This window comes from Variovorax sp. YR634, assembly GCF_900106655.1.
In the GTDB taxonomy this organism is placed as follows: Bacteria; Pseudomonadota; Gammaproteobacteria; order Burkholderiales; family Burkholderiaceae_C; genus Variovorax.
In genome coordinates, this window is the sequence record NZ_FNOL01000017.1 from 1 (window position 1) to 12,543 (window position 12,543).

General features: G+C 66.7%; 13 protein-coding genes and 1 riboswitch. Of the genes, 10 read left to right on the forward strand and 3 right to left on the reverse strand.

Annotation, left to right across the window (positions count from 1 at the left end; all coding sequences use genetic code 11):
* Positions 1-294 precede the first annotated feature (294 nt).
* Positions 295-564 (reverse strand): hypothetical protein, encoded by a 270-nt coding sequence (locus BLV60_RS23985; RefSeq protein ID WP_093057794.1) that lies wholly within the window; start codon positions 562-564, stop codon positions 295-297.
* A gap of 456 nt (positions 565-1,020) precedes the next feature.
* Here BLV60_RS23985 and BLV60_RS23990 point away from each other — a divergent pair, with 456 nt between their 5' ends.
* The 5 genes from BLV60_RS23990 (at position 1,021) to arsC (ending at position 6,529) form a co-directional block, all read left to right on the forward strand.
* Positions 1,021-2,115 (forward strand): DNA glycosylase AlkZ-like family protein, encoded by a 1,095-nt coding sequence (locus tag BLV60_RS23990; protein ID WP_093057795.1) that lies wholly within the window; start codon positions 1,021-1,023, stop codon positions 2,113-2,115.
* Positions 2,116-2,383: 268 nt separating this feature from the next.
* The gene (locus BLV60_RS23995; RefSeq protein ID WP_093057796.1) at positions 2,384-4,522 is read left to right on the forward strand and encodes a TonB-dependent siderophore receptor; all 2,139 of its coding nucleotides are present in this window, start codon (positions 2,384-2,386) and stop codon (positions 4,520-4,522) included.
* A gap of 99 nt (positions 4,523-4,621) precedes the next feature.
* Positions 4,622-4,790: riboswitch (FMN riboswitch) on the forward strand.
* A 99-nt stretch (positions 4,791-4,889) separates the two neighbouring features.
* Positions 4,890-5,405, forward strand: coding sequence for a 6,7-dimethyl-8-ribityllumazine synthase (locus tag BLV60_RS24000; RefSeq protein WP_093057797.1), 516 nt, complete (start codon positions 4,890-4,892; stop codon positions 5,403-5,405).
* Positions 5,406-5,437: 32 nt separating this feature from the next.
* Positions 5,438-6,124 carry a glutathione S-transferase family protein gene (locus tag BLV60_RS24005; protein WP_093057798.1) on the forward strand — a complete coding sequence of 229 codons (687 nt, stop codon included), beginning with the start codon at positions 5,438-5,440 and terminating at the stop codon, positions 6,122-6,124.
* A gap of 24 nt (positions 6,125-6,148) precedes the next feature.
* On the forward strand, positions 6,149-6,529 hold the full coding sequence (gene arsC, locus BLV60_RS24010; protein ID WP_093057799.1) for an arsenate reductase (glutaredoxin): 381 nt from the start codon (positions 6,149-6,151) through the stop codon (positions 6,527-6,529).
* A 4-nt stretch (positions 6,530-6,533) separates the two neighbouring features.
* On the opposite strand, the gene queG is transcribed toward arsC, so the two are convergent.
* Positions 6,534-7,607 carry a tRNA epoxyqueuosine(34) reductase QueG gene (queG, locus tag BLV60_RS24015; protein ID WP_176928907.1) on the reverse strand — a complete coding sequence of 358 codons (1,074 nt, stop codon included), beginning with the start codon at positions 7,605-7,607 and terminating at the stop codon, positions 6,534-6,536.
* Here queG and tsaE point away from each other — a divergent pair.
* The 3 genes from tsaE to BLV60_RS24030 all read left to right on the forward strand — a co-directional run bounded on the left by tsaE (position 7,593) and on the right by BLV60_RS24030 (position 10,001).
* Complete coding sequence (gene tsaE / locus BLV60_RS24020) at positions 7,593-8,099, forward strand: tRNA (adenosine(37)-N6)-threonylcarbamoyltransferase complex ATPase subunit type 1 TsaE (protein ID WP_093057918.1); 507 nt, start codon at positions 7,593-7,595, stop codon at positions 8,097-8,099. The genes queG and tsaE overlap by 15 nt on opposite strands.
* Positions 8,096-9,562: an N-acetylmuramoyl-L-alanine amidase gene (locus tag BLV60_RS24025; RefSeq protein WP_093057800.1), complete on the forward strand. Its 1,467-nt coding sequence runs from the start codon at positions 8,096-8,098 to the stop codon at positions 9,560-9,562. The genes tsaE and BLV60_RS24025 overlap by 4 nt, the downstream gene beginning before the upstream one ends.
* A 151-nt stretch (positions 9,563-9,713) precedes the next feature.
* Complete coding sequence (locus tag BLV60_RS24030; RefSeq protein WP_093057920.1) at positions 9,714-10,001, forward strand: glycine zipper domain-containing protein; 288 nt, start codon at positions 9,714-9,716, stop codon at positions 9,999-10,001.
* 67 nt (positions 10,002-10,068) lie between these two features.
* On the opposite strand, the gene BLV60_RS24035 is transcribed toward BLV60_RS24030, so the two are convergent.
* Positions 10,069-10,737: a DedA family protein gene (locus BLV60_RS24035; RefSeq protein ID WP_093057801.1), complete on the reverse strand. Its 669-nt coding sequence runs from the start codon at positions 10,735-10,737 to the stop codon at positions 10,069-10,071.
* A 47-nt stretch (positions 10,738-10,784) separates the two neighbouring features.
* On the opposite strand from BLV60_RS24035, the gene BLV60_RS24040 reads away from it, so the two are divergent.
* Together BLV60_RS24040 and BLV60_RS24045 are read left to right on the forward strand one after the other, a co-directional pair.
* Positions 10,785-11,282: a GNAT family N-acetyltransferase gene (locus BLV60_RS24040; RefSeq protein WP_093057802.1), complete on the forward strand. Its 498-nt coding sequence runs from the start codon at positions 10,785-10,787 to the stop codon at positions 11,280-11,282.
* Between the two features lie 31 nt (positions 11,283-11,313).
* Positions 11,314-12,531, forward strand: coding sequence for a dienelactone hydrolase family protein (locus BLV60_RS24045; protein ID WP_093057803.1), 1,218 nt, complete (start codon positions 11,314-11,316; stop codon positions 12,529-12,531).
* Positions 12,532-12,543 lie beyond the last annotated feature (12 nt).

A 12,543-nucleotide genomic window follows, 5' to 3' on the forward strand; every position in this document is an offset into this window, starting at 1 on the left:
TCATGGTGGACGCCCCTTTCAGTTCAAGTGGTTGCTGACACTTCCACTTTGGCACATCGATGCCGGTACGGGTGGGGGCGTCCATCCCATTGGTTATGGCCGATAGTACCTATCCACCTCGCCAGCGCCAACGACGGCATCGCTGCAAAGCAGATGCCCGCATTGTCCACCGCCGATCAGCTCGGAACACATAGCTGCCATCGAGCCCTACCCCGCAAACTTCAATTAACCCGAATTCCCTTCACCACGAAGGCCTCAGGCGGGCCGCGAAACCCGCAGCCCGCGGACCGGCCGCTAACCGCCGGTCTCAGGCGCCCCACGCCGCGCCTTCTCGCTCATCTGGAACAGCTCTCCGGCCTTGCGCGCCAGTTCAGCCGCAAGCCAAAGCAGGTTGTCCAGTCGTCGAGGCCCATCACCGCTGCACCAGTCGATCTCTTCCCCGTGGCAGACCCACAGTAGAGCTTCGAGTTGAGAGAGGGTGTTTTCGAGAAGATCCGCCGGGTCTTGGGCGTTGTCTTCGGAAGCTACCGGCGTGCGAGGCCGGGCTATAGTCTTGGTAGCCATTTTTGTGCGTTTCCTTCCAAGGTACGTGCACGAACTTGGTTAGACGGTCGGGGTGCTTGTTACACCCCGGCCGTCGCCTTTTGATACCTCGCATCCGCATCGCTGCTTTCGCACCGACGACCTGCCGCGAGGCAAGCAGCCTTCGAACATCTGGGTGGTGGGTGTGTTGCGCCTTTCTTGTCCCCTTGGTGGGGTGTGGAGTGACAGGGGCGTTCACTCTAGAGAAGAACCCGCCGAAATCTCCGCACCGCGCGGCACGAAGTCCCGACTACCGCCAACAAATACAGCTTCCGCAGCGTCACTAAACGATCACGTCGGCGGGGTGCCTTGCGCAGCGAAATAAAGGAGGAGCCCGAAGGGCGGGGGACATTCGCGGAGCAAGGCACCCCGTCGGCGTGAGCGCGCCCCGAACACAGCAGCAAAGCGAAATCCCGCCACCTGTGCTGCAATTCGCCGATGGCTGACCCGACCCTCGACGACCTGCGCCGCTACGCCGTGGCGCGCACCCTCTTCAAGCCGACCACGCTGCCGGCAGCGATCCGCCAGCTCGGCTTCGTGCAGGCCGACCCGATCCGAGCGCCGGCACGCGCGCAAGACCTCACGCTGCGCCACCGCGTGAAGGACTACCGAGCGGGCGACCTCGAAAACCGCTACACCCGCCTCGCCGTCGAGGAAGACTGCCTCGTCAACTACGGCTTCCTGCCGCGCGAGCACCTGGCGCTGATGCACCCGCGCGAAGCCAAGCGCGCATGGGACGCCGACACGCGGCGCAAGGCCGCCGATGTGCTCGCCTACGTGCAGGAACACGGCCAAGTACATCCACGACAGGTAGAGCAGCACTTCGCGCATGGCCGCATCAAGAACTACTGGGGCGGCTCGAGCAACGCGACCACGCACCTGCTCGACGAAATGCACTATCGCGGCATGCTGCGCGTGGTGCGGCGCGACAGCGGCACGCGCGTCTATGAGGCCGTGACGCACCAGCCCGCCGACGACAGCCCTGCCGGCCGCGCACGGCGCGCCGCCGCGCTGATCGAACTGGTGGTGCGCAAGTACGCGCCGCTGCCTGCCGCGAGCCTCACCTACCTCGTGCGCCTGCTCGGCTACGGTGCGCCGCATCTCTCGCTGCAAACGCAGGCGGCCCTGCGCATCGCCCGCGAAGAACTGCTCGCAAGCTGCCGCATCGACGGGACGACCTGGTACTGGCCCGCTGACGAAAATCCGGCCTCGCGCCGCCACGCGCCCGACGACGCGGTGCGCCTGCTCGCGCCCTTCGACCCCGTCGTGTGGGACCGCCGCCGCTTCGAACTGCTCTGGGACTGGACGTACAAGTTCGAGGCCTACACGCCCGCGCCCAAGCGCCAGTTCGGCTACTACGCGCTGCCGATGCTGTGGCATGACCGCGTGATCGGGTGGGCCAACGTCACCGCGCCCGAAGGCCGGTTGAAGCCAGCCTTCGGCTACGCCGGCAAGAAGCCGCGCGACGCGGCCTTTCGCGCGGCGCTCGACGACGAACTGCAGCGCATGACGCAGTTCCTCTCCGGACGCTGACACCTTTCTTCCTATAATCGCGCGGCCTCAGCCAGCCGCCCGCAACGGGCCGCCAGCCGTCTTCGAAGGAACGAAGACCGCAGCCGCAACGGCTGTTCCCCCCGACGACGCAAGAAAAACCTACAACACCCACCGGCCGCCAGCCTTGATTGATTGAGCGAGCCGCCGGTAGCGCTCGTCCGGATTGAACCGAATCCGAGAAGCCATGGCACGCCCCGCTGCGCGCCGCAGCCACTCCCCTTACCGCAGGACTCAGGAGAAGCTGCACATGACATCGAAGAAGCATCGCCGCCCGACGTGGCACCTTTCACACACCCGCCGCGCCACGCTCGCGGCCACCGCCGTGGCGCTGAGCGCCGCCGTACCGGCCTATGCCGAAGAAAAAGACGAAGCCGGCGAGCCCCGCAGGGCACTGCCCACCGTCACCGTATCGGGCGATTCGGGCGAGACCGCAACCGGCCCGGTGACCGGCTTCGTCGCGAAGCGCGGAAGCTCGGCAACCAAGACCGACACGCCGCTGATCGAAACGCCGCAGGCCATCTCGGTCATCACGCGCGACCAGATGGAGGCGCAGAGCGCGCTCACGCTGCGCGAGACCACCAACTACACGGCCGGCGTGGTGTCGAGCTACTTCGACAGCCGCGTCGACTCGTTCAAGGTGCGCGGCGGCGACGCCATCCAGTACCTCGACGGGCTGCAGCGCAGCTACGGCACCTACAACACCACGCGCGTAGATCCGTACATGCTGGAGCGCGTCGAGCTGCTGCGCGGGCCCTCTTCCGTGCTCTACGGCCAGGGCGGCATCGGCGGCGTGCTGAACCTGGTGTCGAAGCGGCCGCAGGCCGAGCAACAGCGCGAGGTGCAGGTGCAGCTGGGCAGCCACAACCGCAAGCAGGTCGCGGCCGACTTCACCGGTCCGCTCGACACCGAAGGCAAGTGGCTCTATCGCCTGGTGGCCGTGAACCGCGACAGCGGCACGCAGGTCGACCATGTGCCCGACGACCGCATCCTGCTGGCGCCCTCGCTCACCTGGCGCCCGAACGCCGACACCTCGCTCACGCTGCAGGCGCTCTACCAGAAGGACAAGAGCGGCTCGCTGATCGGCTTCTTCCCATGGCAGGGCACGCTGCTGCCGTCGCTGTACGGCCAGATTCCCACCTCGACCTTCACCGGCGAGCCGGGCTTCGACCGCTACGACACGCGCAACACCTCGCTGGGCTACCTGTTCAGCCACCGCTTCAACGACACCTGGACCTTCAGGCAGAACCTGCGCTCGACCGAGAGCAAAGTGGTCTACAACTCCTCCTACACCAGCTTCACGGCCAACCGGCTCACCGGTCGCCCGGCGCGACCGGTGTTCAACGCCGACCAGCGCACCATCGAGCGCGACCTGGTGGTGCAGCTCAACGGCGGCAAGATGCTGCTGATCGACAACCAGGCCGAGGCGCACTTCAAGACCGGCGCGGTGGAGCACACGCTGCTCGTCGGCGCGGACTTCCAGCGCAACGAGACCTCGCAGCTCACCGGCCGCGGCCGCGCGGGCGCGCTCGATGTGTATGCGCCGGTGTATGGCAACTACACGGCGCCCACCTTCCTCACGCGGCAGCCCGCGGTGCTGCAGAAGCAGGCCGGCATCTACGTGCAGGACCAGGTCAAGTACGGCCGCTGGATCGGCCTGCTCGGCCTGCGCCACGACAAGGCCACCACCAAGCGCGCCGGCATCGTCTACCTGGCCGACGGCGGCTGGGCGCCGTACCTGAGCTATGCCGAGTCCTTCCTGCCGCTGGGCGGCGCGGACGTGAACAACACGCCCTTCAAGCCGCAGCGCGGCAAGCAGTGGGAGGCTGGCGTGAAGTGGGAGCCCGAAGGCCAGCGCACCTCGTTCATGGCGGCGGTGTACGACCTGCGCGACACCAATCGCAAGACCACCGACCCGACCAACCCGCTCAACAGCATCCAGCTCGGCGAGGTGCACGTGAAGGGCCTGGAGCTCGAGTACAAGGGCAGCATCGGGCGCGACTGGGACTGGATCGCCTCGTACGCCTACACCGACGCGCGCGTGTCGCGCAGCAACGGCGCCGACCTGGGCAAGCGCATCTCGGGCGTGCCGAAGCACACGGCCTCGGCCTGGCTGATGCGCCGCTTCACGATCGGCGGCGTGTCGGGTTTCTCGGTGGGCGGCGGCGTGCGCTACCTCGGCAAGTCATGGGACGGCATGGACGCCAACCCCGTGCCCTCTGTCACGCTGCTGGATGCGATGGTCGCCTGGGACAACGGCCCACTGCGCCTGTCGCTCAACGTGGGCAACCTGACCGACAAGGTGCAGATCACCACCTGCCTGGCGCGCGGCGACTGCTTCTACGGCCAGCGCCGTACAGTGACTGCGGCCGCCACGTATCGTTTCTGAAGAAAATCCCCGCTCGAGCGAAGGTCTGCCGCGCGGGCGACAGGTCCGTACGGCGATGGGCTCCTAGAATCGCCCCCGCTGTCCGGTTCGCCGGACGGCAAGCGTTCTCAGGGCGGGGTGCAATTCCCCACCGGCGGTAATGGCGGCTCTTCTGAAAAAAGGCCGCACAAGCCCGCGAGCGCCTGGAGCTTGCAACAAGTTTCAGGGTCAGCAGATTTCGGTGCGATTCCGAAGCCGACGGTCACAGTCCGGATGAAAGAGAGCGCGAAATGCGGGCTCGCCCGCGCGCTTTGCTTTGCCGTGCGCGCAGGTAGCCTCGCGGTTTCGTGCGCCCTGATTCAGGAAACCTGCTTTCAAGAGGCACACCATGAGTCAGATCAACGACCTTCCCCTTTCTGCCGTCACTGCGTCGGGTTCCCCGCGCGGCGAGCGCATCGCATTCGTCGAGGCGCAGTGGCATTCCGACATCGTCCACCAGGCACGCGACGCCTTCCTCGAGGAGATGGACCGCCTCGGCGTGGCGCGCGAGCTCATCGACATATTCGACGTGCCCGGTGCCTTCGAGATTCCGCTGCATGCCAAGCGGCTCGCCAATTCCGGCAAGTACGCGGCCATCATCGGCTGCGCGCTGGTGGTCGACGGCGGCATCTACCGCCACGAGTTCGTCGCGAACACGGTGGTCAGCACGCTGATGTCGCTGCAGCTGGAAACCGACGTGCCGATCTTCTCGGCCGTGCTCACGCCGCATCACTTCCACGAGCACGTGGAGCATCGCAAGTACTTCCACCGCCACTTCGCGGTCAAGGGCACGGAAGTGGCCGAGGCCTGCTTCAAGACGCTCGAAGGGCTGAAGAAGGTCGACGCGCTGCTGGCAGCTGCGTGACAACAGGCGCAGGCCTGCAGTAATCTGGGCGGATGAGCTCTTCATCATCCGCCCGCGAAGACCGCTACACCCTCTACGGCGCCCCTGGCTCGGGCGCCACGCCGATACATGCCGCGCTGACGCTGATCGGCGCGCAGGTCGAAACTGTCGACGTCGCCACGTGGGAGAGCGATGCCGAGCGCGAGCGCGTGTCGGGCGTCAACCCGATGCGCCAGGTGCCCGCGCTGGTGCTGCCTTCGGGCGAGGTAATGACCGAGAGCGCGGCCATCCTGATCTGGCTCGGCGACCGTTATCCGCAAGCCGGGCTCTGCCCCGCACCCGACGATCCGCTGCGCTCGCGTTACCTGCGCTGGATGGTCTATCTGCCGGCGGCCATCTACTCGCTGTTCTGGGTGCGCGACGACCCGCAGCGCCTCGTGCCCGACCACACCGCGCAAGCCGCGATGCTCGAACGCTCTGCCGAGCGCATCGCGCACTGCTGGCAACTGATGGACACGCAGATCGACGAGCCCGCGCCTTACCTTCTGGGGGAGAAGCTGAGCATGCTCGACCTGTACGTGACCGTGATGTCGCGCTGGACGCCGGGCCGCAGGCGCTTCTACCGCGTAGCGCCGCGCATGGCCAGGGTGGTGCGCCGCGTGGATGCCGACCCTCGGCTGGCGGAGTTCTGGGCTGCGCGCTTTCCCTTCACCATGGACCCGAGCGCTCCGGGAGGCTGAGCCCTGTTTTCTATCATCGACACCATGACCGTACGCACACCGACCACCGTCTACCCGATGACCATCTACCACAAGCCCAACTGCAGCACCTCGCGCAACGTGCTGACGTTGATCCGCGAAAGCGGCGTGGAGCCCGAGATCGTCCTGTACCTGGAAACGCCACCGCCGAAGAAAAAGCTGCGCGAGCTCGCGAAGGCGATGGGCATGGGCGCGCGCGAACTGCTGCGCACCAAGGAAGCGCCGTACGAAGAACTGAAGCTGGCCGATTCGAAGTGGACCGACGACCAGCTGTTCGACGCCATCGTCGAGCACCCCATCCTGCTGCAGCGTCCCATCGTGGTGTCGCCGCGCGGCACGCTGATGTGCCGGCCATGGGGGCGCGTGCGCGAGATCCTTCCGGCCTGAAGCGTCAGCTCGTGGCCCGCTGCGCCAGGCCCCACGCGACATGCTCGCGCACGAGTTCGCTTGGGTGTTCGGCCCGCGTCGCCAGTGCCTCCTGCGCATCGCCCTCGCCCGCTCGCGCCGCATTGCCCAGCGCCACGGCGATGTTGCGCAGCCAGCGCTCATGCCCGATGCGGCGGATCGGGCTGCCTTCGGTGCGGCGCAGGAAGTCTTTTTCGGTCCACGCAAAAAGCTCGGCCAGCGTGCGCCCCGTGAGCCCTTCGCGCGCATCGAAGTCGGGCAGCTCGCTCTTCTTCGCGAACTTGTTCCAGGGGCAGATCAGCTGGCAGTCGTCGCAGCCGTAGATGCGGTTGCCCATCAGCGGACGCAGCTCCAGCGGAATGGGCCCGCCGTGCTCGATGGTGAGGTAGGAGATGCAGCGCCGCGCATCGAGCCGCTGCGGCGCAATGATGGCCTGCGTCGGGCAGATGTCGATGCAGGCACTGCAGCTGCCGCAATGCGCAGTGACGGGCTCGCTCGGCGGCAGTTCCATGTCGACGTAGATCTCGCCCAGGAAGAACATCGAGCCGGCATCGCGGTCGAGCACTAGCGTGTGCTTGCCGCGCCAGCCCTGCCCGCTGCGCGAGGCCAGCTCGGCTTCGAGCACGGGGGCGGAGTCGGTGAAGGCGCGGTGGCCGAAGGGGCCGACCTCCTCGGCAATGCGCTCGGCCAGCTTCGCGAGCCGGTTGCGCAGCACCTTGTGATAGTCGCGGCCCCGTGCATAGACCGACACGATGGCCTCGCCGGGCCGCGTGAGGCGGTCGAACTCGATGGCCTGCCACTCGGGCTGCGTGCTGCGCGGCAGGTAGTCCATGCGCGCGGTGATCACGCTCACCGTGCCCGGCACCAGCTCGGCCGGACGGGCGCGGCGCGTGCCGTGTGTTTCCATGTATTGCATCTCGCCATGGAACCCATGGGCCAGCCATTGCATCAGACCGGCCTCGGCGCTCGATAAATCGACGCCCGCGATTCCGATTTGGGAGAATCCGAGTTCCCGGGCCAAAGCCTGAATACGAACAACGAGTGGATGGCTGACGATCACTTGCCGATTGTAGAAACGACCCAGAACGCCCGCACCCTGCGCTGGCGCAGCGAGGACGACACCGACGCTTTCGCGCTGGCCCTCGCGTCCTCGCCCGCATTGCGCGATGCCTTCATCGCGCTGCAAGGCGACCTTGGCGCCGGCAAGACCACTTTCGTTCGACACCTGCTGCGCGCGCTCGGCATCGCAGGGCGCATCAAGAGCCCCACATACGCAGTGGTCGAGCCCCACGAGGCGCCCGACGGCCTGCAGATCTTCCATTTCGACTTCTACCGCTTCGCCGATCCGCGCGAATGGGACGACGCCGGCTTCCGCGACATCTTCGCGGGACCGGGCCTCAAGCTGGCCGAATGGCCGGAAAACGCCGCGGGCCGCACACCGGTTGCCGACCTCGCTATTAAAATAGAAGCAATGACTGACGACACACGCAGCGTGACCCTCCTCGCGAACACCCCTCGCGGCAGCGATCTGCTGGCGCGCATCGCCGCATGAAGGCGACCGGCCTGAAACGGCGCGTGCTGCTGCAAGGCGGCAGCATCGCGCTGATGCTCGGCGTGCACCAGATCGCCCGCGGCGCCACCATCCTCGCCGTGCGCGTGTGGCCCGCCGCCGACTACACGCGCGTGACCATCGAGTCCGATGCCCGCCTCAACTCGCAGCAGCTCGTGGTGGGCAGCCCGCCGCGGCTTGCCGTCGACATCGAGGGCATCGACCTCAGCCCCGAACTGCGCGAGCTGGTCGGGAAGATCAAGCCGGGCGACCCGTTCATCAACGGCCTGCGCGTCGGGCAGAACGCGCCGAAGGTGGTGCGCATCGTGTTCGACCTGAAGCAGGCCGTGGTGCCGCAGGTGTTCTCGCTCGCGCCCGTGGCCGCGTACAAGCACCGGCTGGTGCTCGACCTGTACCCCGAACAGGCGATCGACCCGATGGAAGCGCTGATTGCCGAGCGCCTGCGCGATGCGCCTCGCGCGGGCAGCGGCAGCAACACGAACAACGCACCGGCCGTAGCCGGCATCGTGCCCTCGGCCCCGGCCGCACCTGCGGCCGATCCACTCGGCGAGCTGATGGCGCAACAGTCGATGCGCCCCGGCCCGCAGACGCCGCCACCCGTGCTAATCACGCCGCCACCGCCCGTGGTGGGCACCGCGCCCGTCAGGCCTGTGGCGCCCCCTCCCCCGGTGGCTGCCGCACGCGGCGGCAGCAGCACCGCCGCCACGGCCAGCCGCACCGACCGCATCATCATCGTGGCGCTCGACCCCGGCCACGGCGGTGAAGACCCCGGCGCCATCGGCCCCAACGGCACGCGCGAGAAAGACATCGTGCTGCAGGTGGCGCACCGGCTGCGCGAGCGCATCAACGCAAGCAGCGTGAACGGCAGCCCGATGCGCGCCTTTCTCACGCGCGACGCCGACTTCTTCGTGCCGCTGGGCGTGCGCGTGCAGAAGGCGCGGCGCGTGCAGGCCGACCTGTTCGTGAGCATCCACGCCGACGCCTTCACCACACCCGCCGCGCGCGGCGCCAGCGTGTTCGCGCTGAGCCAGAGCGGCGCGTCGAGCAGCGCGGCACGCTGGATGGCCAACAAGGAAAACGATGCCGACAAGGTCGGCGGCGTGAACGTCGGCGGCCACGAGGCGCAGGTGCAGCGTGCCCTGCTCGACATGAGCACCACCGCTCAGATCAATGACAGCCTGAAGCTCGGCGGCGCGATGCTCGGCGAGATCAAGAACATCGGCGCGCGGCTGCACAAGGGCCAGGTCGAACAGGCCGGCTTCGCGGTGCTGAAGGCGCCGGACATCCCGAGCGTGCTGGTGGAGACAGCCTTCATCAGCAATCCGGAAGAAGAAGCCAACCTGCGCCGCGTCGACTACCAGGAGAACCTGGCCGACGCGCTGATGCGCGGCATCCAGCGCTACTTTGCGCAGAACCCGCCTCTGGCGCGCAGCCGGCAGCTCTGATCGGCCGCGCGACTTTGTAAAGCCAAAGCGTGCACTGCTGTCCCACGCCGTGCGGCCCACGAGTCCGCACAGGCAGGCGCGGCAGGCTCCTACACAGATGCCACTGACCTTCTGGACATGATGGCTCATCACTCCTCGAAAGGTGGACATCATGAACACACGTCTCTGGATCGCTGCATTCGCAGCCACTTCGGTCATGACGATTGCAGGCTGCGCGAGCGGCCCTAACCAGAACCTCGGGACTGGTGTGGGCGCCGTCGGCGGCGCGCTGGTGGGCCACGCCATCGGCGGCAACACTGCAAGCACGGTGGGTGGCGCGGCCATTGGCGGCATCATCGGCAACCAGGTCGGCCGCAATGCCGACGAACGCAACTACTACAACCAGCAGCGCTATCCGCAAGGCAGCGGCTACTACCCGAGCAACGGCCCGAACTACTGAGATACGGCCTGAACGAAAAAGCGCGCCAGTGGCGCGCTTTTTTGCTGGTTGATCGGCCAGGCAGTCGTCAGGCCTGCGAGGCCTGCGCCTCGCGTGCCTTCTCGGCCTTCGAGGCGCGCCATGCGCCGAAGATCGCCAGCAACCCCGGCACGAAGATCAGCGCCCAGATGATCTTGTCGAGATGCTGGCGCACGAACGGCAGATTGCCGAAAAAGTAACCCGCTGTTGCAATGCCCAGCACCCAGATCAGCCCGCCCACCACGTTGAACATGGTGAACTTCGCGCGGCTCATCTCGGCCACGCCGGCCACGAAGGGCGCAAAGGTGCGAATGAACGGCATGAAGCGCGCAAGAATGATCGTGATGCCGCCGTAGCGCTCGTAGAAGCCGTGGGCCTGGTCGAAGGCCTTGCGATTGAAGAAGCGCGAGTTCTCCCACTGGAACACCTTCGGCCCGAAGTAGCGGCCGATCGAATAGTTGCACTGGTCGCCCAGAATGGCCGCCGCAATCAGGACCCCGCAGGCGAGCGGGAAGTTCATGAGCCCCGCGCCGCACAGTGCGCCAACGATGAAGAGCAGCGAGTCACCGGGCAGGAACGGCATCACCACCGCACCGGTCTCGACGAAGACGATGAGGAACAGCAAGGCATAGACCCAGGGGCCATAGGCAATGACAAAGGCCTCGAGGTGTTTGTCGACGTGAAGGATGAAGTCGACGAGAAAGCTGATGATTTCCATGGCCGCGGATTATCCTTGTTGAAACCGAACGCCCTGTGAATCACCCCATGCTGCACATACGCGCTGCCACCGACGCAGACTGGCCGGCCATCTGGTCCGTGCTCGAACCCACCTTCCGCCGCGGCGACACCTACACCTTCGCGACCGACGTCACCGAAGCCGAGGCCCGTCATGCGTGGATGAACCTGCCCGCCGCCACTTTCGTGGCCTGCGACGCGCAGGGTGCGGTGCTCGGCACCTACGTCATCAAGGCCAACCAGCCCGGGCACGGCTCGCACGTGAGCAACTGCGGCTACGTGGTGTCCGAGGCCGCGCGCGGCCTGGGCGTGGCCTCGGCGCTGTGCGAACACTCGCAGCAGGAGGCCGTGCGCATGGGCTTTCGCGCGATGCAGTTCAACTTCGTGGTGTCCACCAACGAAGGCGCGGTGCGCCTCTGGCGCAAGCTGGGCTTTGCCATCGTCGGCACACTGCCTGGCGCGTTCAGGCATCCGCAGCATGGCTTCGTGGATGCCTTCGTCATGTTCAAGCAACTGCAGCAGCCATAAGACTTACTTACCCCACCCGGAGAAACACACGATGACAGGCCAGTACATCCAGATGAAAGCCGCTGATGGCAGCGGCACCTTCCGCGGCTACCTCGCCTTGCCCGAAGCCGGCACCGGCCCGGGCCTGGTGATCGCGCAGGAAATCTTCGGCATCAATCACACGATGCGCGAGGTGGCCGACTACTACGCCGAAGAAGGCTACGTGGCGCTGGTGCCCGACCTGTTCTGGCGCCAGGAGCCGAACGTGGAGCTCGGCTACAGCGAAGCCGACTGGCAACGCGCCTTCGCGCTCTACGGCGGCTTCGACGAGGCCAAGGGCATGGAAGACATGCAGACCGCCATCGATGCGCTGCGCGGCCGCGCCGAGGTGCCTTCGAAGAAAGTCGGCGTGCTCGGCTTCTGCCTGGGCGGCAAGCTGGCCTACCTGGCGGCCTGCCGCACCGATGCAGACGTCGCCGTCGGCTACTACGGCGTGGGCATCGACGCCGCGCTCGACGAAGCCGACAAGATCAAGCGCCCGCTCACGCTGCACATCGCCGAGCTCGACAAGTTCTGCCCACCCGAGGCGCGCGACCGCATCGTTGCCGCGCTCAAGGGCCGGTCCGGTGTCTCGCTGTATGTGTATCCCGGCATGGACCACGCCTTCGCACGCGCCGGCGGCGAACACTTCCACAAGCCCTCGGCGCTGATGGCGCACGAGCGCAGCATCGCCACGCTGAAGGACGCCATCGGCCCGCACTACGACCTCTCGGCGCTGTGGGACAAGCACTGCGAATACGAGTTCGCCACCCGCAACGTCGACGACACCATGTCGACCATGGTGGCCGAGCCGTACGTCAACCACATCCCGACCATGACCGGCGGCGTGGGCTACAAGGCGCTGCACGCGTTCTATACGAACCACTTCGTCAACAGCAATCCGCCCGACACCTCGCTGGTGCCGATCTCGCGCACGGTGGGCGCCACGCAGGTGGTCGACGAGATGCTGTTCTGCTTCACCCACACCACCGAAATCCCGTGGATGCTCCCGGGCGTGGCACCAACAGGCAAGCGCGTGGAAGTGCCGCTGCTCGCGGTCATCAAGTTCCGCGGCGACAAGCTCTATCACGAGCACATCTACTGGGATCAGGCCAGCGTGCTGGTGCAGGTGGGTTTGCTCGATGCGAAGCTGCTGCCGGTGGCCGGAATCGAGACGGCGCGCAAGCTGCTCGACGAGACGCTGCCGTCGAACACCCTGATGCCGCGCTGAAAACGACACGGC

Bases quoted from the DNA above. Each gene is read 5' to 3' on its own strand.
- BLV60_RS24025 (WP_093057800.1), top strand. From the start codon at position 8,096: ATGAAGGCGACCGGCCTGAAACGGCGCGTGCTGCTGCAAGGCGGCAGC.
- BLV60_RS24035 (WP_093057801.1), bottom strand. From the start codon at position 10,737: ATGGAAATCATCAGCTTTCTCGTCGACTTCATCCTTCACGTCGACAAA.
- BLV60_RS24000 (WP_093057797.1), top strand. From the start codon at position 4,890: ATGAGTCAGATCAACGACCTTCCCCTTTCTGCCGTCACTGCGTCGGGT.
- BLV60_RS24030 (WP_093057920.1), top strand. From the start codon at position 9,714: ATGAACACACGTCTCTGGATCGCTGCATTCGCAGCCACTTCGGTCATG.
- BLV60_RS24045 (WP_093057803.1), top strand. From the start codon at position 11,314: ATGACAGGCCAGTACATCCAGATGAAAGCCGCTGATGGCAGCGGCACC.
- BLV60_RS23985 (WP_093057794.1), bottom strand. From the start codon at position 564: ATGGCTACCAAGACTATAGCCCGGCCTCGCACGCCGGTAGCTTCCGAA.
- BLV60_RS23990 (WP_093057795.1), top strand. From the start codon at position 1,021: ATGGCTGACCCGACCCTCGACGACCTGCGCCGCTACGCCGTGGCGCGC.
- BLV60_RS23995 (WP_093057796.1), top strand. From the start codon at position 2,384: ATGACATCGAAGAAGCATCGCCGCCCGACGTGGCACCTTTCACACACC.
- BLV60_RS24005 (WP_093057798.1), top strand. From the start codon at position 5,438: ATGAGCTCTTCATCATCCGCCCGCGAAGACCGCTACACCCTCTACGGC.
- tsaE (WP_093057918.1), top strand. From the start codon at position 7,593: ATGGCTGACGATCACTTGCCGATTGTAGAAACGACCCAGAACGCCCGC.
- BLV60_RS24040 (WP_093057802.1), top strand. From the start codon at position 10,785: ATGCTGCACATACGCGCTGCCACCGACGCAGACTGGCCGGCCATCTGG.
- arsC (WP_093057799.1), top strand. From the start codon at position 6,149: ATGACCGTACGCACACCGACCACCGTCTACCCGATGACCATCTACCAC.